This window comes from Mucilaginibacter mali (assembly GCF_013283875.1).
GTDB lineage: Bacteria > Bacteroidota > Bacteroidia > Sphingobacteriales > Sphingobacteriaceae > Mucilaginibacter > Mucilaginibacter mali.
Genome location: NZ_CP054139.1, coordinates 69,186 through 91,757 on the forward strand (window position 1 = coordinate 69,186; position 22,572 = coordinate 91,757).

The 22,572-nt window shown below is 48.0% G+C and carries 13 protein-coding genes; 12 read left to right on the plus strand and 1 reads right to left on the minus strand.

Annotated elements, in window-relative coordinates:
• The first annotated feature begins 134 nt into the window (after window positions 1-134).
• The 3 genes from HQ865_RS00360 to sov all read left to right on the plus strand — a co-directional run bounded on the left by HQ865_RS00360 (window position 135) and on the right by sov (window position 10,208).
• Window positions 135-2,408: an NADP-dependent malic enzyme gene (locus HQ865_RS00360; protein WP_173412975.1), complete on the plus strand. Its 2,274-nt coding sequence runs from the start codon at window positions 135-137 to the stop codon at window positions 2,406-2,408.
• 138 nt (window positions 2,409-2,546) lie between these two features.
• Window positions 2,547-3,131, plus strand: a complete 585-nt coding sequence (gene ruvA / locus HQ865_RS00365) for a Holliday junction branch migration protein RuvA (RefSeq protein ID WP_173412976.1) — start codon at window positions 2,547-2,549, stop codon at window positions 3,129-3,131.
• Window positions 3,132-3,155: 24 nt separating this feature from the next.
• A complete protein-coding gene (gene sov / locus HQ865_RS00370; RefSeq protein ID WP_237073678.1) occupies window positions 3,156-10,208 on the plus strand; it encodes a T9SS outer membrane translocon Sov/SprA in 7,053 nt (2,350 codons plus the stop codon).
• A gap of 277 nt (window positions 10,209-10,485) precedes the next feature.
• On the opposite strand, the gene HQ865_RS00375 is transcribed toward sov, so the two are convergent.
• Window positions 10,486-12,333: a hypothetical protein gene (locus HQ865_RS00375; RefSeq protein ID WP_173412977.1), complete on the minus strand. Its 1,848-nt coding sequence runs from the start codon at window positions 12,331-12,333 to the stop codon at window positions 10,486-10,488.
• Between the two features lie 240 nt (window positions 12,334-12,573).
• Here HQ865_RS00375 and miaB point away from each other — a divergent pair, with 240 nt between their 5' ends.
• From miaB to groL, 9 genes are all read left to right on the plus strand, one after another.
• Complete coding sequence (gene miaB, locus HQ865_RS00380; protein WP_173412978.1) at window positions 12,574-14,064, plus strand: tRNA (N6-isopentenyl adenosine(37)-C2)-methylthiotransferase MiaB; 1,491 nt, start codon at window positions 12,574-12,576, stop codon at window positions 14,062-14,064.
• Between the two features lie 76 nt (window positions 14,065-14,140).
• Window positions 14,141-14,506 (plus strand): four helix bundle protein, encoded by a 366-nt coding sequence (locus HQ865_RS00385; RefSeq protein ID WP_173412979.1) that lies wholly within the window; start codon window positions 14,141-14,143, stop codon window positions 14,504-14,506.
• A 53-nt stretch (window positions 14,507-14,559) separates the two neighbouring features.
• Window positions 14,560-15,807 (plus strand): sigma-54 interaction domain-containing protein, encoded by a 1,248-nt coding sequence (locus tag HQ865_RS00390; protein ID WP_173412980.1) that lies wholly within the window; start codon window positions 14,560-14,562, stop codon window positions 15,805-15,807.
• A gap of 9 nt (window positions 15,808-15,816) precedes the next feature.
• Window positions 15,817-16,356 (plus strand): LPS assembly lipoprotein LptE, encoded by a 540-nt coding sequence (gene lptE, locus HQ865_RS00395; RefSeq protein WP_237073680.1) that lies wholly within the window; start codon window positions 15,817-15,819, stop codon window positions 16,354-16,356.
• 17 nt (window positions 16,357-16,373) lie between these two features.
• A complete protein-coding gene (locus tag HQ865_RS00400) occupies window positions 16,374-18,191 on the plus strand; it encodes a hypothetical protein (protein ID WP_173412981.1) in 1,818 nt (605 codons plus the stop codon).
• Window positions 18,192-18,203: 12 nt separating this feature from the next.
• Complete coding sequence (secG, locus tag HQ865_RS00405; RefSeq protein WP_173412982.1) at window positions 18,204-18,560, plus strand: preprotein translocase subunit SecG; 357 nt, start codon at window positions 18,204-18,206, stop codon at window positions 18,558-18,560.
• Window positions 18,561-18,731: 171 nt separating this feature from the next.
• A complete protein-coding gene (locus tag HQ865_RS00410) occupies window positions 18,732-18,962 on the plus strand; it encodes a hypothetical protein (RefSeq protein WP_173412983.1) in 231 nt (76 codons plus the stop codon).
• A 1,294-nt stretch (window positions 18,963-20,256) separates the two neighbouring features.
• Complete coding sequence (locus tag HQ865_RS00415) at window positions 20,257-20,550, plus strand: co-chaperone GroES (protein ID WP_173412984.1); 294 nt, start codon at window positions 20,257-20,259, stop codon at window positions 20,548-20,550.
• A 154-nt stretch (window positions 20,551-20,704) separates the two neighbouring features.
• Window positions 20,705-22,339: a chaperonin GroEL gene (groL, locus tag HQ865_RS00420; RefSeq protein ID WP_173412985.1), complete on the plus strand. Its 1,635-nt coding sequence runs from the start codon at window positions 20,705-20,707 to the stop codon at window positions 22,337-22,339.
• Window positions 22,340-22,572 lie beyond the last annotated feature (233 nt).

Sequence of the window (22,572 nt, forward strand, 5' to 3'; positions counted from 1 at the left end):
ATTATCGGGTTTATCCACATCGCATTAATAGGTGTGCAATAAAACAGGCATCTTGGCTGTGGTTTTCTGAAAAGAGATAAATAGCCCCAAACCCTTTAAAAAAGAATTGTAATTTTGGGGCTTGAAACCGAATTATGAATAAACCCAATCGTAAACAGGACGCGCTTAATTACCATTCGAAGGGCCGTCCCGGTAAAATACAGGTAGTACCTACCAAGCCCACCAACTCGCAGCGCGACCTCACTATGGCCTACTCGCCCGGTGTTGCCGAACCCTGCCTGGCCATAGCCGAAAATACGGAAGATGTTTATAAATATACCGCCAAGGGCAACCTGGTAGCCGTAATTAGTAACGGTACGGCCGTTTTAGGCTTGGGTAATATTGGTCCTGAAGCCAGCAAGCCGGTGATGGAAGGTAAAGGCCTGCTGTTTAAAATTTATGCCGATATCGACGTGTTCGACCTGGAGCTGAATACGCGGAACGTGGATGAGTTCGTCAATATCGTTAAAGCGCTGGAGCCAACCTTCGGCGGGATCAACCTGGAGGATATATCGGCCCCTACCTGTTTCGAGATAGAACGCAGGTTGAAGGCGGAGATGAACATCCCCGTAATGCACGATGACCAGCATGGTACGGCCATTATATCGGGCGCGGCGCTGATGAACGCCTGCGAGATCCAGAAGAAGAAGCTGGATAAGATAAAGATGGTAGTGAACGGCGCGGGCGCCGCGGCGGTTTCCTGCTCAAAAATATACCTGTCGCTGGGGGTAAAAAAGGAAAACCTGGTGATGTTTGATATCAACGGCCTGCTTACCGAAGACCGCACCGATTTGGACGAAATGCGCATGCAATTCGCTACTAAGCGTAAGGATATTAAAGACCTGAAGGGTGCGCTTAAAGATGCCGACGTGTTCATCGGCCTTTCAGCCGGTAACGTGGTAACGCCCGAGATGCTGAAGGGGATGGCGAAGAACCCTATCGTTTTTGCCATGGCTAACCCTAACCCCGAAATAGCTTACGACATTGCCGTTGAAGCCCGCCCGGATATGATCATGGCTACCGGCCGCTCAGATTTTCCTAACCAGGTGAATAACGTACTGGGCTTCCCGTTCATCTTCCGCGGCGCGCTGGATGTTCGGGCTACCGCTATAAACGAAGAAATGAAACTGGCCGCCACCAAGGCTATTGCCGAACTGGCTAAGAAGCCGGTTCCCGAAGCGGTAAATTTGGCCTATGGCGCCCGCAATCTGAAGTTTGGTAAGGATTATATCATCCCCAAACCAATGGACCAGCGCCTCATTACCGAGGTATCATCGGCAGTGGCCAAAGCTGCCATTGAATCGGGTGTGGCACGCAAGATCATTACCGATTGGGATGCTTATAACGAGGAATTGCGCAGCCGCATCGGTAAGGATGATAAGCTGATGCGTAACATATCGCTGAAGGCAAAGGAAAACCCGAAACGAGTAGTATTTGCCGAGGCTGATAACTACAAGATCCTCCGCGCGGCACAGATCGTTAAGGACGAGGGCATTGCTACGCCGATACTGTTGGGTAATACCGAAAAGATCAAACAAATTATGCGGGAGAACGACCTGGAGCTGGGCGATGTAAAGATCATCGATACCCGCCAGGAATGCGAAAACGCCGCCGAATATGCCGAGAACCTGTTTAAAAAACGCCAGCGCAGGGGTATTACGCTTTATGAGGCTAAAAAGCTATTGCGCGACCGCAACTACTACGGCGCCAGCATGGTGCAATACGGCCATGCCGACGCGTTGATATCGGGCCTGACCAAAAACTATGTAACCACCATAAAGCCTGCCTTGCAGATCATCGGTACCGAGCCCGGTGTACCAAAGGTGGCGGGTATGTATATCATGATCACTAAAAAAGGCCCGGTATTTTTTGGCGATACCACCGTGAATGTAGACCCAAGTGTACAGGACCTGGTGGATATTGCCGTGCTGATCGAACGTTCGGTACGCCAGTTTATCACTAACCCAAGGGTGGCATTGCTATCGTACTCCAACTTTGGATCGAACGAGGGCGATGTGCCTGAAAAAACCCGCGAGGCGGTAAAACTGCTGCACAAAAACTATCCCGATATGGTGGTTGACGGTGAAATGCAGGCCAACTTTGCCATCAATACCGAATTGTTGAAGGATAACTATCCTTTCAGCACGCTGACCGGCAGCCCGGCTAATACGCTCATCTTCCCTAACCTGGAATCGGGTAACATTGCCTATAAGTTGCTACAAGAGTTGGGCGGCGCCGAGGCGGTGGGACCGGTACTGCTGGGCCTTAACAAGCCGGTGCACGTTTTGCAGTTAGGCAGTTCGGTTCGCGAGATCGTCAATATGATCACCATTGCGGTGGTTGACGCGCAGCACAGGGAAGTGAAATGATTAGCTTAAAGCTGAAAGACTAAAGCAGAAAGCTTTGCGTTAGTCTTTCAGCTAATTGAAATTCAAAATATAATTAACAGGGGAGTGGCTTTATGCTTTTAGCTTTAGCCTTTCAGCTCCTAAAAGCCTAAACAAAAAATGTACGCTTACATCGACGGTAAATTAGTTTTTAAAAGCCCTGCCTACGTAGTAATTGACGCGGGTGGTGTAGGTTATCATATCAATATATCGCTTAATACCTATTCTAAACTGGGTGATGGCGAAAGATGCAAATTATTTACATGGCTGCACGTTAAGGAAGACGCGCATACCTTATACGGTTTTATAGATGAGGGCGAGCGCCGCCTGTTCCTGCACCTGGTATCGGTATCGGGTATAGGGCCAAATACGGGTCGCATGATCCTGTCGTCTATCACACCACAGGAAATACAGGCTGCTATTTTAAGTGGTAACGTTTCGCAAATTCAACGTATAAAGGGTATAGGGCCAAAATCGGCGCAGCGTATGATCCTGGAGTTACAGGACAAGCTGAAGAAGGACGGCCCGGATACGCTGATCAGTGTGCCGGTAAGTGTTACCGCTAAGGACGAGGCGCTGTCGGCATTGGTGATGCTGGGCTTCGCGCGCAACGCGGCCGAGAAGGTTCTGGATCAGGAAATTAACAAAAACGGGGGTACTTTAACAGTTGAACAGCTGATAAAATCTGCCCTGAAAAGCTTATAATTACAATATAATACCGGGTGTTGCTTGATTAAAAATTTTACTGCCAGGTTAAGGATAAGTGTGCTGTTGATCTTTGCTTTTTGCGGGGTTAACATCGCTTTTGCCCAAATTAAGCCCACCGATTCGGTAACAATAAAAACCCCCATCAGGCTTTACGATTCGCGCAACATGATGTCGCGCCGGGGCTACTTTGATGCCGACCCACCGGGGCTGGTAACCACCATCGAGTATAATGTGGCTACCAACCAGTATGTGCTGATCCAAAAACTGGGCAATATGATGTACCGCCCGCCACGCTACCTCACTTTTGAGGAATACATGGCTTTGCAGCAAAGTATCAACCGCCGTAATTACTTCCAACAACTGTCGGATAATTACGCTTACCAATCGCAGCAGCCGGGTTTTATACCGCAGATACAGGTACGCAGCCGCACGTTCGAGCAGATATTTGGCAGTAATACCATCGATATCCGCCCGCAGGGAACGGCCGAAATGATATTTGCCGGGCAAATCAACAGCAATCAAAATCCGCTGTTCAATACCAACCAGCGCAAGCAGTTCAACTTCAACTTCGATCAGCGGATCCAGATGAACGTGGTGGGTAATATCGGCGATAAGCTGAAGATATCAACCAATTACAATACCGATGCACAATACCAGTTTGATAACCAGATCAAACTGGATTATACCGGCCACCCTGACGAGATCATCCAGAAGATTGAGGCCGGTACCGTAAGCATGCCCCTGCCAACCACTTTGATCACCGGTACGCAGGCGCTGTTCGGTGTAAAAACCAAGTTGAAGTTCGGTAATCTTGATGTAACCAGTATCTTCTCGCAGCAGCGGTCGCAGGCTAAAAACATTACCATTACCAACGGTACACAATCTAACGAGTTCAGGCTTACACCGGTTGATTACGATGCCAATAAGCACTATTTCCTGGCGCAGTATTTCAGGGATAATTATAACCGGGCGCTGGCTAACCTGCCCATCATCAGTTCAAACGTTACCATCACCAAAATAGAGGTGTGGACCACCAACCGAACCGGCAATACCACCGATTCGCGCGATGTGATCGGCTTTATCGACCTGGGTGAAAACAAACCTTATAACACTACATTGGTGCAGGGTGGAGCTGGGTTTTCGGCTTTGCCTGCCGCTTTTACCGGTCCGGGTTTTACCCAGCGGTCAAACTCCCTGCTCAACAACCTGCCGGCCAACGCGCGATTGACCAATGCTAACGACATTGTGCAGTATTTCGCTTCATCTGGCGCTACGGATAACTACGCCAAGCTAACCTATGCCCGCAAGCTGACCGACAGGGAGTTTACCCTGAACCCGCAGCTGGGTTATATCTCGCTGAACTACCCGCTGAATAACGATGAGGTGCTGACCGTAGCCTACCGATATACCTATAACGGCCAGGAATACCAGGTGGGTGAGTTCTCTACCGATGTGGCGGTAGACCCGGCTAACCCCAGGGTGCTTTACACCAAATTGCTGAAGAACGAGATCCTGAAAACCAACCTGCCCACCTGGAAGCTGATGATGAAGAACATCTATTCGCTGGGCGGGAGTCAGCTTAGTCCAACCAATTTTAAGTTGCAGATATCGCGGCTGGATGAAAAATCGAGCATCGAGAAATATATTATGGACGAGGGGCAGAACACCAAAAGTAAACTTTGGCTGCAATTGACCGATGTAGATAACCTTAACCAGCAAAAAGATAAACAGCCCGATGGCTACTTCGATTTTGTGGAGGGGATTACCGTTAATTCGCAAAACGGGCAGATCATTTTTCCGGTGATAGAACCGTTTGGGTCTGACCTGGCCAAACAGTTTGTTACCCCTGCCGAACAGGCCCTGGTGAGCCGCTATGTTTACCAGCCGATGTACGACTCTACCAAAACCATCGCCCAGCAATTGTTCCCGCAGCTTAACCGCTACGTGATAAAAGGAACCTACACCGCGCAGCGCGGATCGGAATACCAGGTAGGGCAGGGTAATATCCCGCAGGGATCGGTAGTGGTAACCGCAGGCAGCATCACCCTGCAGGAAGGTGTGGATTACACCATGGATTATAGCTCGGGCCGTATCAGTATCCTTAACCAGGCGCTGCTGCAATCGGGCCAGCCTATCAATATCAAGATAGAAAATAACGAGTTGTTCGGCATCCAGCAAAAATCGCTGTACGGCTCGCGGTTTGATTACCGGGTGAATAAAAACCTGGCGCTGGGCGCTACCATTATGCACCTGAGCGAGCAGCCGATTACCCAAAAGGAAACCGTCGGCGATGAATCCATCTCCAACACGATATGGGGTTTTGATGGTAATTACAGCGCGCAATCGCGCTTCCTGACGCGTATGGTAGATAAGCTGCCGTTTATCAGCACCAAAGCGCCGTCGTCCATCAATATCAGCGGCGAGTTTGCCAAATTAAACCCCGGTACACCAGGTGCGCTCAATTTCGCCGGGTCTAAAAAAGGGACATCTTATTTAGATGATTTCGAGAATAGCCGCTCGGTGATCGATATAAAAAGCGCCGTTAACTGGCAGATCTCGGGCACGCCGCAATTATTCCCCGAAGCCAAGAACTTTGATAACCTGAGTTACGGCTTTAACCGTGCCCGGCTGGCCTTTTACAATATCGACCCGATATTTTACAACCTGTCGGGCTCAAGCGCCCCGGCTTTAAATAACTCACGCACCGAACTATCCAACCACTATGTACGCCAGGTGCTGGAGCAGGAAGTGTTTCCGTACAAGCAATCGGTTACCGGCCAGGCATTGATATTGCCTACTTTGGATCTGGCTTTTTACCCAACCATCCGTGGCCCGTACAACTTTACCGCTACCGGCATTAACAACGATGGAACGCTGCAAAACCCCAAATTGCGCTGGGGTGGGATCTTCCGCAAACTGGAGACCAACGATTTTGAATCGTTGAACGTGCAGTTCATCGAGTTTTGGATGATGGACCCGTTTATGTACAAACCGGCATCGCAGGGTGGCGATCTGTACTTTAACCTGGGTAATATATCCGAAGATATTTTGTACGATGGCCGCAAAAGTTTAGAGAATGGCCTGCCCGTAGACGGCGACCTGAGCAAGGTTGACGAAACCAACTGGGGCCGTGTACCGAAACTGCAACCGGTGATCAACGCATTTGACAGTAACCCGACTGCCCGTTTGTTGCAGGATGTGGGTTTGGATGGTTTAAGCGATGCCGATGAACGGAAGAAGTTCGCGACGGTGATCCAACTCATCAAAGCGCAGCTGAACCCAACCGCGGCCGCCGCTTTTGATAACGACCCCGCATCCGACGATTACCAGTACTACCAGGGGCCGGCTTTGGACGATGCCCACGCGGGTATACTGGCGCGTTACAGCCGTTACAACGGTTTGGAAGGTAACTCTAAAACAGCCGAGCAATCAAAGGCAGAGTTGGGCCTGTCTACATCGGCATCCACATCGCTGCCCGATGGCGAGGATATTAACCGCGATAACAACATGAGCCAGGCCGATGAGTACTACCAGTACAAGGTTTCGGTGCGCCCGCAGGACCTGGTTATCGGCCAGAATTATATTACCGATAAGGTAACCGCGCAGGTAAAGCTGCAAAACGGCAGCACCGCCTCGGTTAACTGGTACCAATTCAGGATCCCCATCGCAAACTATACCGCCAAATACGGTAACATACAGGATTTTAAATCGATCCGCTTTATCCGCATGTTCACCACCAATTTTGCCGATACCGCGGTGATGCGTTTTGCCACCCTGCAACTGGTACGCGGCGAATGGCGTAATTACAATGCCGAAAATAACAGCACCAAAGTTATCGCCGATCCGGCTTTGGTGAACCCGCCGCTGGATAACTCGACACTGGATGTGGGTACGGTAAATATTGAAGAAAACGGCACACGCAGCCCCATCCCGTATGTATTGCCGCCGGGGATAGACCGCCAGCGCGATTATAATAACCTGCGTACCGATACCCGGTTGAATGAGCAATCGCTATCGCTGAACGTTAAAAACCTGCGCGACGGCTACTCGCGGGCGGCATTTAAAACCTTTAATAACGACCTGCGATCATACAAGCGCCTGCAAATGTTTATCCACGCCGAGGGCGACCAGTTGCAAACTAATGATCTGAACGCCTTTATCCGTTTAGGCGTAGATTACCAGGATAACTATTACGAATACGAGGTGCCCCTGCAGGTTACCCGCCCCGGCACTGGCGATCCGTCATCCATCTGGCCGGATGCCAACTCGATTGACCTGGAACTTGACTTGCTGACCAAAGCCAAACTGGCACGTAACGTAGCCAAGCTGAACGGGCAGGCCTGGCCGCTGACGGTGCCGTTTACCATTAGCGATGGCAAGAACAAGATCACCATTAAAGGTCAGCCCGATCTGAGCCGCCTGCGGGCCATTATGCTGGGTGTGCGTAACCCATTGAAAACGTCGGCGTCAATAGGGGATGACGGACTGGATAAAACAGCCATTGTATGGTTTAACGAATTACGCCTGACCGATTTTGATCAGCGCGGGGGCTGGGCGGCGATCGGCCGCTTCAACGCCAAGTTGGCCGACTTTGCCGATGTAACCATGCTGGGTAGCAAAAGTACCATCGGTTTTGGCTCGATAGATCAGCGCCTGAGCGAACGCAGTCGCAGCGATAACGAAAGCTATGATGTATCGACCAGTATGGAACTGGGTAAGTTCTTCCCGGATAGAAAGGGTATCCATATCCCTATGTACTTCAGCATATCTACCCAAAGCGCCATGCCGCAGTATGACCCGGGTATGCCCGATGTGGAACTGAAGACCACCCTTGCCAACGCCATTAACCAGCATATCCGCGATTCGATAAAGAATGCCGCTATCGATTATACCATTCGTAAAAGCATCAACTTTACCAATATCCATAAAAACCGCACCGACCCAGGCAAACGGGCGCATATTTGGGATGTGGAGAACCTGAACCTGTCGTACGCCTTTACCGATTACGAGCACCACGATTTTAACACCCAAAGCGAGTTGCAGAAAACGTACAAGGCATCGTTCGCGTATAATTATACCAACCAGCCGGTGTATTATACCCCGCTCAGCAAAATAAAAAGCAATATGCTGGCCCTGCTGCGCGATTTTAATTACAGCCTGCTGCCATCGCGCCTGTCGTTCCAGATCAGCTTCGATCGTTTTTATTCGGAAAATACCATCCGCAATAACGACCCGAACAATTATATCCCGATACCGACATCGTTTAACAAAAACTTTAACATCACACGTGTTTACGGTATCACCTGGAACCTGTCTAAATCCTTAAAAATGGATATCGATGCCACCAATCTTTCGGTTGTTGATGAGCCGGCCGGCCGCATCAACGGCCTAAAGCGCGATACCCTTTGGGAAAACCTGAAGAAGCTGGGCCGTACCGTAAACTATAACCATACGCTTGATTTTAACTATACCACTCCGCTTAACAAAATACCGGGGTTAGACTGGACAAACCTGCTGGCTACTTATACCACCAGCTTCTACTGGCAATCGGCGCCCGCGTTCGCCATTAATTCGCCCACTTATAATGTGGGTAACACCATCAATAATCAGCGCACCATTAAACTGAACCCTACGCTAAACTTCAACGGGTTGTACAATAAATTCCGCGGCTTACGCAATATGGCCAGCAAACCCGACGAGCAAAACGCACTGAAGAAAACGCTGTTAGGCTTGCTGACCAGTATTAAATCGGTAAACGGATCGTACACGCGCAGCGAGGGTACTACCTTGCCGGGCTATCTGCCGCAATCTAACCTGTTTGGGCAGGACCTGGATTACAGCGCGCCGGGCATCGGCTTTTTATTAGGCAGCCAGGCCGATATCAGGCCCAAAGCATTGGCCAACGGTTGGTTATCGAGAGATACGCTGCAAAATCAACCGTATACCACCACGCTTAACGAAGTGATAGACCTGAAGGGTTCGCTTGAACCGTTTAAGGACCTCTACATCGATCTGATATTTAAGCGCCAGCAGGAAAAGGATTTCCAAACCAATTATAAATACCTGGCCAGCACCAACAGTTTCCAGGACCTGAGTCCCATCACTTCGGGTAACTACAGTATATCGTACCTGTCCATCGCTACCGCCTTTGCCAAGCCTTATGGTATCGATAATAAATCGGGCGTGTTCCAGCAGTTTTTGGATGACCGTAAAGTGATATCACAGCGCCAGGGCAGGCAAAATGCCAACTCGCTGGGCGCGGATGCCACCACCGGCTATTACGATGGATATGGCGCTAACTCGCAGGACGTACTGGTACCTGCTTTCCTGGCCGCTTATTCGGGTAAGGATCCGAATAAAGTGAGCCTGAATAATTTTCCATCGATACCTATCCCTAACTGGAACCTAAGGTATAATGGCCTGAGCAGGCTACCTTTGTTCAGCGATATTTTTGACGGGTTGGAAATTACGCACGGTTACCGCAGCACCTTTGCCGTAAGCAGTTACAGTTCGTTGCTGCGTTACCAGGAGCAGCGCGGCAGTTCGTTTAACCGCGATGCCAGCAATAATTTTTTACCGCGTTACCAGTTTACACAGGTTACCCTGTTAGAAAATTTTGTGCCGCTGATTGGCGTTAACGCCCGCTTTAAAAACGGGGTGACCAGCAATGTGGAGTTCCGCAAAAGCAGGGCGCTTAGCCTTAGCCTGCTCAACAGCCAATTGGCCCAGCAAAACGAAAATATCCTGACGCTGATGATGGGTTATACCACCACCCACTTCAGGTTCCCGTTTGGCTGGTTTAGCAATGTAAAACTGGATAACAACATGAAATTCCAGCTGGAGGCAGCCTTGAGAGATAACAAAACGCTGATCTACCGCGCCGACCTGCAATCGGCCGAGATATCATCGGGCCAGCAAAATATCACCATGCGCCCGTCGGTTGATTACGCCATCAACCAGCGCTTCAACATGACCATCTTCTACGATTCGAACATCACCAAGCCCTATACCTCGCAAACGTTTAATACCTCGGTTACCAATTTCGGGGTTAATTTGAAGCTGATATTGCAGTAAGAGAGTTGTGATTGTGCAGTTTGCTTAAGAGCCCATTTCAACAAAGCGGTGGCCAAGTGCGATTCCCTCCCATGGGGCAATGTCATTAAGTAAAGCTTTTAAGCCCCACCTAAATCCTCCCCAAAGGGGAGGACTTTAAGAATTTTACGCTTGTGCAGCCTAAGTCTCCCCTACCGGGGGAGATTTAGAGGGGGCTTTATTCGGCTGGTCATCCTTTACTTAATGACATTGCCCCAAGGGAGGGAATCGCACAAGGCTTCAGCTTTGAGTAGAACACCTACCTTTCCTCATTCTCCTCTTCAAACGCTGCCTTTAGCTGCTTCTTTGCCTCCTTTACCCGCTTTCGCTCGGCGCGGCGCTCCCTGCGTTCGGCTTTTTTTATTTTGTGTTCTTCCTTTTTAACCTTGCGTTCGGCTATTTGGGTTTTTATCTCTTTCTCCTTTTGCTCGCCGTAGCCGGCGGATGCGCGGATACCGGTAAGCAGGGTTTTCCAGATGGTTTTAAAGAAGGCGTACTCGGGTGGGCGCCGATAGTTTACATAGTACGACCGGGGCGCTTCGCCGGGAGTATCGGGGTTGTTGTGTTTAATGATCATCGCGTTGGCAAAAAGCGACTCGATGGTCATATGTTTTAGCTTTTTTTGGATGGTATCGGGTTTCAGCAGGGTAACTTTCAGGTCGTTGTATAAAACGGTTACGCGCCCATGGGCTGCATTTTTATCGCCGCTGATATTAAAATCGAAGCTTTTTAACTTGCCGCCGTTTATTTTCACCATGGCCAGCGTCATAGCTGCCGGGTTTACAATTTGCAGGTTGATGGGATCCAAATGCCCTTTGTAACTGTAACCCAGGTTAGGGTCGGCCATGTCGAATTTCAGATCGACATACAGCTTGCCCTTATTCATAAAGTACGACTGCAGCGAGATAATGCAATCTTTGTTCTTCGTCAGCGCATCGGCATTTGTGGTTAAATTTAAAATGCGGCAAGTGGTGTTGTTAAAATCAACATAACCCAACTTGTGCGATTTTACGTTCAATTCGGTATACTTTATATTAATGCGCCGCAGCAAAACCGAGTCGATGTTCAAATCGGTTTTAAGCCGGTAAATACCCGCGTTGGGAAAAGATGCCGAGCGGTCGGCTAATAGCTGATCCGGGTCAGGCAATTGCGGCCGGGAGAATATGCCAAGCCGCCCGCCCGAAAGGATCATGCTTGATGCGCTAAACCGGCGATATTTATAATAACTTAAATAGTTGAAATGATTCATCTGCAATGAATCGATATGCATGGTAAAGCGGTCGTGCTTGCTTTTATCAAAAAACTGGTTGGGGTTGGCGGCTTCCAGGTCAATATCCTCGGCGTTTATTTGCGATGTACGGGTAGATAGCTTTAGCAGCTTCATTTTGTAGTTGTACAAGCCGTTGCGGGTGGTGCCGCTAAAGTTATTCAGTTCGGTGGTGATATCCCGGCAATATAAAAATCGGCTTTTATCGGTCATTGATAACGAATCGATAAGCATATCGGTAGCGCTCAGGTTCATTTCCTTTAGTTCGGATATGGCTACCTTATTGCCGCTGTAATCCTCGTACTTAAACTTCACATCGTTAAGCCCGATATGCCCCACATGTACCGAGCGGAGGGTTTTTGAGATCCGCTCGTAAAGCGTGCGGTTATCCTTTGTGGTGGTATCCTTAGTATGATTAAGCTGGTAACTAAGGTTAAACTCGGGCGCGCTGAGGACGATCTCGTCTATATCCAGCTTGCGCCCAAAATACAGGCTGATAGGATGGATATAGGTTAGCGCAAGTTTTTTAATGTGGATATGATACAGGTTATTGGGGCCTATGCCTGCTTTCTTTAGCCGGTTGTAAACATTGGTGTCGGGTTCCAGATCGATGTTGTACATCACGATCTTCCGCTGGAAGATGTGCACATTGGCATCGGTAAAGCTAACATGGTACAAACTATCCGAACTACTAAGCACCATGCTTTTTACCGTGCGGCCTAAAATTGGCGAGAAGTAAAAGTTGATGAACAAACCCGCGGCCAGCACAATTAGGGCTATCGCTATCATAATGCGCGCTGTTATGCGCTGCCATCTGTGCTTCAAAAATTGCAGGTTCATTTAGTTAACAGGGGCGATTTTTATTAAGCCGTTTTGCAGCGGTTGTGTAAAACGGTTATAACCTAATGCAATATTACTGATTTTGAACGAGCACCGGGCGCCCCATCTCCGCTTTTTGTTATAAGCGGCTGTTTTAGAAATAGGGATAAAGCCACGTAAACCGCGATTTTGTTAATTGGCTGACAAACTGTCACGCTTTATTTAAAAGATTGTGTATTTTTGCGGGCTTAAGTTTTAAATATGATCGATCTGGTTATTCCCGACAAAACGCACGATGAAGAAAGACAAGGTGAGGCCCTGATGCTGGAGCCTGCAGAGGGGAAAAATAGCGGCCGCAAGCTGTATATTGAAAGCTATGGCTGCGCCATGAACTTTTCTGACAGCGAAATTGTTGCTTCCATTTTGCAGGAAAGCGGTTTTGAAACCACTAAGGATTATAACAATGCCGATGTGGTTTTCATCAACACCTGCTCTATCCGCGAGAATGCCGAACAGCGCGTACGTAACCGCCTGAAGGAATTTACCATCGCCAAGGTGAAGAACCCGGGCATGATAGTAGGTGTTTTGGGCTGCATGGCCGAACGCCTGAAATCGAAATTTTTAGAAGAAGAAAAATTGGTTGACGTGGTAGTAGGCCCCGACGCTTACCGCGACCTGCCCAACCTGATAGATACCGCCGATGGTGGCCAGAAAGCGGTGAACGTATTGCTATCGCGCGAGGAAACTTATGCCGATATCAATCCCGTACGCCTGAACAGCAACGGTATCAATGCCTTTGTTTCTATCATGCGCGGTTGCGATAATATGTGCTCGTTTTGCGTAGTACCCTTTACCCGCGGCCGCGAACGCAGCCGCGAACCGCAGTCGATAGTAAAAGAATGCACCGACCTGTTTAAAGCCGGCTACCGCGAACTGACCTTGCTGGGCCAGAATGTGGATTCGTATAAGTGGTCGAAGCCTCACCCTGCCCTCTCCAAAGGAGAGGGTTCTGATGTGCTGGCAGGCGAAGTCCTCTCCTCTGGAGAGGATTTAGGTGAGGCTCTAACCACCTTCGCCAACCTATTGGAAATGGTGGCGCTGATCAGTCCGGAACTGCGCGTGCGTTTTTCTACATCGCACCCTAAGGATATTACCGACGAAGTGCTGCATACCATGGCCAAATACGATAATATCTGTAACTATATCCATTTGCCGGTACAATCGGGCAACAGCCGCGTGCTTGACCTGATGAACCGTACTTACGACCGTGAGTGGTACATGGAGCGCGTGGATGCCATCCGCCGTATCATCCCGGGTTGCGCCATCTCTACCGATATCATCACCGGTTTCTGCACCGAAACCGAGGAAGAACACCAGGAAACCCTGAGCATGATGGACTACGTGCAGTACGATTTTGCCTATATGTTCATGTATTCAGAACGCCCGGGAACGCTGGCCGCCAAACGTTATGCCGATGATATCCCGGAAGCTGTAAAAAGCCGCCGCCTGCAGGAAGTGATCGCTAAACAACAACAATATTCGCATGTGCGACTATTAAAGGAGATAGGCCAGGTACAGCGCGTGCTGATCGAAGGCTTCTCAAAAAAATCGGACAAGGACTACGCCGGCCGCAGCGATAAAAATGCCATGGTGATATTCCCGGTTGATGAAAGGTTTAAGCCGGGCATGTATGTTGATGTAGTTGTTGAGCGTTGCACAACAGCAACACTTATCGGCAAGATCGTTTCATAGAATCAGGAGTATAGAGTCAAGAGACAAGACAGGAACGCAGGTAAAGAAATTGTAAAAATCATAAACCTTAATAATCATGAATCACAATTTTAAAAAACTAATGATTTGGCAACGAGCAATGGACTTAACTGACTACACGTTCGATTATTGTAAAAACATGCCGACTGACGAGCGTTATAATCTTATCGACCAGATCAACCGGTGCTCTTGCTCGATTCCGTCTAACATAGCTGAAGGTTCAGGGAAAAGCACCCCGAAACATTTTGCCGAATTTTTATCGACATCATTATCATCGAGTTACGAACTTGAAACCCAGTTGCTGATCTGCGAGCGCAGGGCTTATGGAAAAGCAGATGCCCTTAAACGATGCCTGGAACTGGTTGTTGAAGTGCAAAAAATGATATTTAGTTTCAGAGAATACATTTTGAATAGCAAAGTGTAAATGTCATTCTAATCTTGAATCTTGACTCTCAAAATCCTGATTCTATTCTACCTATGGAAGTACAAGAAATTAAACAACGCTTTGGCATTATCGGCAACTCGCCGTTACTGAACAGAGCTATAGTTATAGCAAACCAGGTTGCACCTACCGATATCTCTGTTCTGATAACAGGCGAAAGCGGTAGCGGTAAGGAGGTTTTCTCGCAGATCATCCACCAGATGAGCCCGCGTAAGCATGGTCCATTTATAGCGGTAAACTGCGGCGCTATCCCCGAGGGGACTATCGATTCGGAACTGTTCGGGCACGAAAAGGGTGCCTACACCGGTGCCGTTGGCGAGCGTAAAGGTTATTTTGAGACCGTTAACGGCGGTACCATATTTTTAGATGAAATTGCCGAAATGCCGCTGGGTACGCAGGCGCGCTTATTACGTGTGTTGGAATCGGGCCAGTTTATTAAAGTAGGTTCATCAAAGGTTGAGAAAACCAATGTGCGCGTAATAGCCGCCACCAACGTTGATGTTTACGATGCGGTAAAGAACGGCAAGTTTCGCGAAGATCTTTACTACCGCTTAAACACCGTACCGCTGAAGATCCCGCCTTTGCGCGACAGGAAGGAGGATATCTATTTGATCTTCCGCAAATTCACGTCAGACTTTACCGATAAATACCGTACCCCGCCTATCCACCTGGATGAGGGTGCGCAGCAGATGTTAGTGAACTACTCGTGGCCCGGCAACGTGCGCCAGTTAAAGAACATGGCCGAACAACTCGCCGTGCTTGAACGCGACCGCACCATCACCGCGCAAACGCTGCTTAATTATATCCCGCTGGAAAATAATAGCCGCAACTTGCCTATGCGCCTGGATACCCAGCCCAAGGAAGATCTGTCGGAGCGCGACATCTTATATAAGGTATTGTTTGATATGAAGCGCGATATGGTGGAACTGAAGAAACTGGTGGCTGATATTATTGAACATGGCGGCGTATCACCAAGCTACGCTAACCACTCGCAAACCATTAACCAGCTTTACCGCGATATCGAACTGCCGCTGAACGATCATCACGAGCCGCCACAATTTACGCTGCAACAACCCGTTAATACAGTCGTAAATAACGATCAGCATTATAACATTACCCACAATGCCGAGGAGGTGGAGGAGTCGCTGTCGCTGATCGAAAAGGAGTCGGACCTGATACGCAAGGCGCTTAAAAAGCATAAAGGCAAGCGTAAACTGGCCGCGCATGAGCTGGGTATATCCGAACGTACCCTTTACCGTAAAATAAAGGAATTAAATTTATAGGCCATTTGTATGATGAAAAGGATTATAGTTGTTTTGGTTTTATTTGCAATAATGGCTACGTATTCATCATGTTCGGTTACGTTAAACGGCGCGTCTATCCCTGCCGAGATGTCGACGGTTGATGTAGAGTATTTTGATAACAACGCGCTGTTTGTAGTAAACAACCTTAGCCAAAACTTTACCGAGGCGTTAAAACAACGCATCCGCTCGCAATCGCGTTTAAGTATTGTGCGCACACCCGAAGCCGATGCGGTATTTTCGGGCGCGATTATTGCTTACAACATAGCGCCGGTATCGGTACAGGCAACGGGTAACGGCAATACGCCGCCTATTGCAAATGCCAGCCGCTTAACCATTACGGTTAAGGTAAAATATAAGCCAAATAATAGCAAGAAGGGATTGGAGCATGCCGAAGGCTATGAGCAGGAATTTACTAAAACGGCCGATTATACCGGCGATATCGGATCGCAGGAACAGGCTTTAATTTTAAATATAACCAAGCAGTTAACAGAAGATATTTTTAACAAGGCTTTTGCAGATTGGAAGTAATTCGTAGCTTCAACCCCGTGGACGAGTATTTAAATAACAGGCAGAAGGAAATTTTACTTAAGTTATTGGCCAATCCGGCCGATACAGGCAGCGCCTACGCCGGTAGTTTGCAGGAGTTGGTTCGTGCTTATCCGCAGTCGGGTTTGTTTCGTGCCCTGCACAGTCGCGCCCTTGGGCAAACCGTTCCGGTAGCAGCCGGCGCTTACTTTGATGGCCGCGCCCTGCATAAGATCATCAATCATAACGATGATCTATTGTCGGTTGATAACGCGCAGGTGATCCTCCAGGCACAAGGCATATCGCAAAACGGGCAGGCGGCATTGCCGGGCGCGCCAGTGGTTGCCGCATTGCCACCTCCTGTTACCGAAAAAATTGAACCGGTGCTTAGCGATGTGCCGCCACCAATACCTGAAATGTTTAGTACAGGTTGGCCGGGTGCGGATGAAGTGCCGCCGATACCACCGATAGAAGATACACCTGTTATTGAAGATAAGCAGCAGCCTATTGCAGCTACTCCGGATGACGATTTAGGCCGCGCCCCGTGGGAAATGGACGACGACGAAGATGGGATGCCGGCATCTGTAGCGCAGAAACCTGTAGCGCCGATGTGGGAACTGGAAACAACGGAAGCGATTGAAAACGCGCCCGCCCCATGGGATACCGATGAGGATGAAGACTGGCAAAATGCCGCTCCGGCCACTGAAGCACCAGCCCAACCACTTTGGGACCTGGATGAGGACGAGGAAATACAACCTGTAGCCGAAACCGCGCCGGTATACGGATCGGAACCTCCCCATTGGGAAAACCAACAACCCGAACCGGTTGCCGATGAGCAGCCTGTAGCCGTTGCACCGTGGGATGAAATAGCTAACGAATATATTGCCGCCACGCCATCATATACCGAAGGAAGCCCGGTTGAAGATGATGTTTATGAAGAAATTTCGGGGATAGAGGATATTGGGATCATTCATCCGCAGGCACAGCCGGAAGTACCGGTTATTAACGATACGGAAATAGCGCATGCCGATGAGACGGCCCTGTTTGAAGCAGCATATAGCTACGATCAGCCGGAACCGGTATACCAACAACCTGCAGAGGCCCAGTGGCAGGAACCTGCTGCCCCAGCCGAGCCTATCAAAACCGACGAGGCCGAAAGGTTGATCATGGGCAATATTGCCGCCACTGATTACTTTAAGTTTGATAAGGCATTTGGCGACAATAAAAAGCAGGAGGCCGAACCGGTACAGTCGCCACCCGCCGCTCAACCCATGCCGGCAACGCCTGTTGTACAGGCTGAAGCGAACAACGATCCGGGCGTATCTAAATATCATGACGAAAAAATGCCATACACCTTTAGGTGGTGGCTTGATAAAACCCGCATGGACCATGGCGCACTGTACCAGCCTTACGTAAAGGCGCCAATGAACAGGCCATCGCCTGTTAATCCGGGGAAACCAAAGGCAGACGAACTACAACAGCAGTACTTCGAAAATATCTTCCACCTGTCATCGGCAGAGGAACTGGTTCCCGATGCGACCGCCAATACGGTTGAGTTTGATATGCAAAGCAGGGAAGATCGTATCATTCAACGCTTCCTGGCCGAAGATCCGCAGATCCATCCACCGGTAGGCGAAAAACTGGATACCGAGAACAAGGCTAAGCGAAGCTCGGAAGACGCGTTTGATATGGTGACCGAAACGCTGGCCAAAATTTATGCCGACCAAATGCTATTTCCTAAAGCCATAGCCACTTACAAAAAATTAATGTTGAAATTTCCGGAAAAAAGCCGTTACTTTGCATCCCGTATTGAAATTTTAGAAAAGAAAACGAATTAATATAAAAAGAAAATGTACATTTTATTAGTGATCATTGCCATCCTGGTTTGCTTCCTGTTAGGTCTTATCGTATTGATACAGAACCCTAAAGGCGGTGGTTTAGCATCAAATTTTTCATCGTCATCGCAACTAATGGGTGTGCAAAAAACCGGCGACTTCCTTGAAAAAGGCACCTGGGTTTTAGCCATCACTTTAATGGTATTATCGCTGGCTATTAACGTAACTGCCAAAAGCGGTAACGGTAAAACTGCCGATCCTGCCCTGAAAGAGCAAATTGAGAAAGCATCAAAACCAACTGCACCGGTAGCTGCACCTGGCCTATTGCCAGCTCCATCAGCGCAGAAACCAGCTGACAGCACCAAGAAGTAAGGTTTGGTAAAAATATTTTTGAAACGGCCCCGGTTAACCGGGGCCGTTTTTTGTTTAAGCGCCTTCCGTCATCTTGAGTGATAGCGAAAGATCCCCGGCTTGCAATTCCCGTTTGCAAGGTAATTCATAAAAAAGTATATATTTAAACACCCTACCCGGTACACCATTTAAATGAGATCAGCCAAATTCTGGATAAAAGCGCTGTTGCTTACAGCCATTACAATTGCATGCATTGGGCACATGCTGTTTCTGGGTATGATGGAGTTTTTAACGCGGCAGCAGGGTGCTGATATTACGTTTGCTTATTGGTGCCCGCTGGCTATACACATCACTATCATTTTAATATGCATATTGTATTGGGTAAACAGGGTGCTTTATTGGTACAAGAATGGCACAGCTTAAAAAAGATGAATTATATATTTTACTGCATTTATAACACACAATATCTTGACGGGAAAAACAGGATTAATAAGACCCCATGGTTCACAGCATTTGGATTAATGGTAGCCGGAAGCGTTTCGTGGTTAATGGTTTTATTTGAAATTTATTTTTTCTACATCTTAAAGAAAAATGTGCCGGCATCTTCAATGATCGGGGTGCTGACTATCTGCATTATCCTATTTGTGGTACATTATTACGTTTTCATAAGGGGTAAAAAATATGAGCGTATTTACGAACGATATAAAATAGTCGACAAAAAGAATCCTGGGATAGAGAAACTAATAGCTCTATTATATATAATTTTTTCGCTGCCGCAGGTTTAGCATAGCGTAACCTGTGGCTACTATCGCGGAAGTTTTAAACTTCCGCCAGCCAGGGGCGTATTTGATCCGATCCGCTACCCCTACTTAAACTTACCCCGGTAAAAGATGAAAGGACATTAGCAGAGCCGTAAACCAGCGTTATGGATTGCAGCGGATACCGGCCTGTGGCTAAGGCCCTGTGCAGTATGAGCGGATAGCCCGGCCGCAGGCAACGCCCAAATAGAGAACATTTATCAAACCTAAATTTGCTGCCGCAGGTTTAGCACAGCGTAACCTGTGGTTTGTATTTACGGAAGTTTCAAACTTCCGTTATCCGGGGTACAAGTTGATCCGCCCGGCTACCATCCGCTAAAACTTGCGACACCTGATGAGTTAGCAGAGCCGTAAACCCGCGTTAGGGATAGGAGCGGATACCGGCCTGTGGCTAAGGCCTTGTGCAGTATGAGCGGATAGCCCGGCCGCAGGCAACGCCCCAATAGAGAACATTTATCAAACCTAAAGCAAAAAACTTTTGCAAACAACTCACTGTAGTTATAAAATGCTTATTTACAAATACTTAAATAGGTCATAGCAAACAATGTAACATGTTTTCAAGGCAATTTTATATTAAATGATTGATTGTCAATTGTTTAATATGGAAATTTGATCGAATTATGTTACATTGTGTTACATGGATGTCAATCTTTTGGTACTTTGTCAAAACCATACACGCGTTGATTCTCTCCCGGTTGGCTAAACTTACACCAGCCAATTCAAACTGCCATCCTGACACCACCATGTTAACTAAACTTTAAGCCTTAACTGCCTGCATAACTTAAATATGACAATACAACAGTTTGTCTGACAATTATTAACTTGCGCCCCTGCTTGGCATAATTGATGTGCATTATGCCGTACAAAAGAAAATTAAAATCTAAATAAATTTTTATTTTATGTCGATTAACGCGAAACCTATTGGAGACAGGATATTAATTGAAGCTGCTCCGGCTGAAACCAAAACTGCTTCGGGTATATACATCCCTGAAACTGCTCAAGAAAAACCACAACGCGGCACTGTAGTAGCCGTTGGTCCGGGTAAATATGCCGAACAAACCGGCACCCTGATCCCTGTATCGGTAAAAGTTGGTGATAAGGTACTTTATGGCAAATTTGCCGGCCAGGAATTCTCGCTGGATGGTAAAGACTACCTGATCATGCGCGAATCGGACATATTTGTTGTCCTTTAATAAATGTGCAGATGTGCGTATATGCATATGTGCAAATGAAAGGAATGAATGTGCAGATGCGAAAATATGCAGATGTGCAAATGAAGAATAAGTAAAATCAGAAACACATCGGTGAAATCAAGAAGTAATCGGTGAAATCAAAATCAACAATATAATGGCAAAACAAGTTAAATACAATGTTGAAGCTCGCGACGCCCTGAAAAGGGGTGTTGACATTTTAGCCAACGCTGTGAAAGTGACACTGGGTCCTAAAGGCCGTCACGTAATTATCGACAAGAAATTCGGTTCACCAGCTATCACTAAAGATGGTGTTAGCGTGGCTAAAGAAATAGACCTGAAAGACGCTATTGAAAATATGGGTGCCCAGATGGTGAAAGAAGTAGCATCAAAAACTGCTGATATTGCAGGTGATGGTACTACCACCGCTACCGTATTGGCGCAGGCCATCGTAGCTGCCGGTATTAAAAACGTTGCAGCCGGTGCTAACCCAATGGACCTGAAACGCGGTATAGACAAAGCTGTTGCAGCTGTTGTTACCAGCCTGAAAACACAAAAACAAGATGTTGGCGAAGATTTCGACAAGATCAAACAAGTGGCAGCTATCTCGGCTAATAACGACGAGGTGATTGGCGAAATGATCGCCGACGCGATGAAAAAAGTAGGCACCGCCGGTGTTATTACTGTTGAAGAAGCAAAAGGCACCGAGACCGAAGTTAAAACGGTTGAAGGTATGCAGTTTGACCGCGGTTACCTGTCGGCTTATTTTGTTACCAACGCCGATAAAATGGAAGCTGAGTTAGACAACCCTTACATCCTGATCTACGATAAAAAGATCTCGTCGATGAAAGAGTTGCTGCCTATCCTTGAAAAACAGGTACAGACCGGCAAACCATTACTGATCATTGCAGAAGATTTGGATGGCGAAGCACTATCTACTTTGGTAGTTAACAAGATCCGTGGCTCGCTGAAAGTGGCTGCTGTTAAAGCTCCCGGCTTTGGCGATCGCCGTAAAGCAATGCTGGAAGATATCGCTATCTTAACAGGTGGTACCGTAATTTCGGAAGAGCGTGGTTACAAACTGGAGAGTGCCGACCTGAGCATGTTAGGCCAGGCCGAAAAGATCTCTATCGACAAAGACAATACTACTATTGTTAACGGTGCCGGCGATGCTGAAAACATCAAAGCCCGTGTTGGCGAGATCCGCGTACAGATAGAGAATACTACATCAGACTACGACAAAGAAAAATTACAGGAGCGCTTAGCCAAATTATCTGGCGGTGTGGCTGTACTTTACATCGGTGCCGCGTCTGAAGTAGAGATGAAAGAGAAAAAAGACCGTGTTGACGATGCCCTGCACGCAACCCGCGCCGCTGTTGAAGAAGGCATTGTTGCCGGTGGTGGTGTAGCTTTCATCCGCGCTGTTGAAGCCCTGAACGATTTGAAAGGTGCTAACGAAGACGAGAACACCGGTATCCAGATCATCCGCCGCGCTATCGAAGAGCCGCTGCGCCAGATCTGCGAGAACGCTGGTATTGAAGGTTCTATCGTGGTGCAAAAAGTTAAAGAAGGCAGTGCCGACTTTGGTTACAATGCACGTACCGATAAATACGAAAACCTGATAGGCGCCGGTGTTATCGATCCTACTAAGGTATCGCGCGTAGCATTAGAGCACGCTGCTTCTATCGCTTCGATGCTGTTAACCACCGAATGTGTGTTAGCAGACGAGCCTGAAGAAGATAAAGGCCATGGCCACCCGCCAATGGGCGGCGGCATGGGCGGCATGATGTAATCTTTTAGCTGAAAGCTAAAAGACCAAAGCAAAAAGCCACTTATAAATTCAAAAGCGCTACGAGATCCGTAGCGCTTTTTTTATGCAATAATATTCCCAAGCTTTCTGCTTTGGTCTTTCCGCTTTAAGCTTTCTCCCCCTGTCTGCAATTCCCTACACCCCACTGTATTCAACACCAAACGTCCTTTCGTCATGACAGGGTAAACGGAGCGTCATCAGTTAATCAAATGATT

Bases quoted from the DNA above. Each gene is read 5' to 3' on its own strand.
- HQ865_RS00360 (WP_173412975.1), top strand. From the start codon at position 135: ATGAATAAACCCAATCGTAAACAGGACGCGCTTAATTACCATTCGAAG.
- ruvA (WP_173412976.1), top strand. From the start codon at position 2,547: ATGTACGCTTACATCGACGGTAAATTAGTTTTTAAAAGCCCTGCCTAC.
- HQ865_RS00375 (WP_173412977.1), bottom strand. From the start codon at position 12,333: ATGAACCTGCAATTTTTGAAGCACAGATGGCAGCGCATAACAGCGCGC.
- miaB (WP_173412978.1), top strand. From the start codon at position 12,574: ATGATCGATCTGGTTATTCCCGACAAAACGCACGATGAAGAAAGACAA.
- HQ865_RS00385 (WP_173412979.1), top strand. From the start codon at position 14,141: ATGAATCACAATTTTAAAAAACTAATGATTTGGCAACGAGCAATGGAC.
- HQ865_RS00390 (WP_173412980.1), top strand. From the start codon at position 14,560: ATGGAAGTACAAGAAATTAAACAACGCTTTGGCATTATCGGCAACTCG.
- lptE (WP_237073680.1), top strand. From the start codon at position 15,817: ATGATGAAAAGGATTATAGTTGTTTTGGTTTTATTTGCAATAATGGCT.
- secG (WP_173412982.1), top strand. From the start codon at position 18,204: ATGTACATTTTATTAGTGATCATTGCCATCCTGGTTTGCTTCCTGTTA.
- HQ865_RS00410 (WP_173412983.1), top strand. From the start codon at position 18,732: ATGAGATCAGCCAAATTCTGGATAAAAGCGCTGTTGCTTACAGCCATT.
- HQ865_RS00415 (WP_173412984.1), top strand. From the start codon at position 20,257: ATGTCGATTAACGCGAAACCTATTGGAGACAGGATATTAATTGAAGCT.
- groL (WP_173412985.1), top strand. From the start codon at position 20,705: ATGGCAAAACAAGTTAAATACAATGTTGAAGCTCGCGACGCCCTGAAA.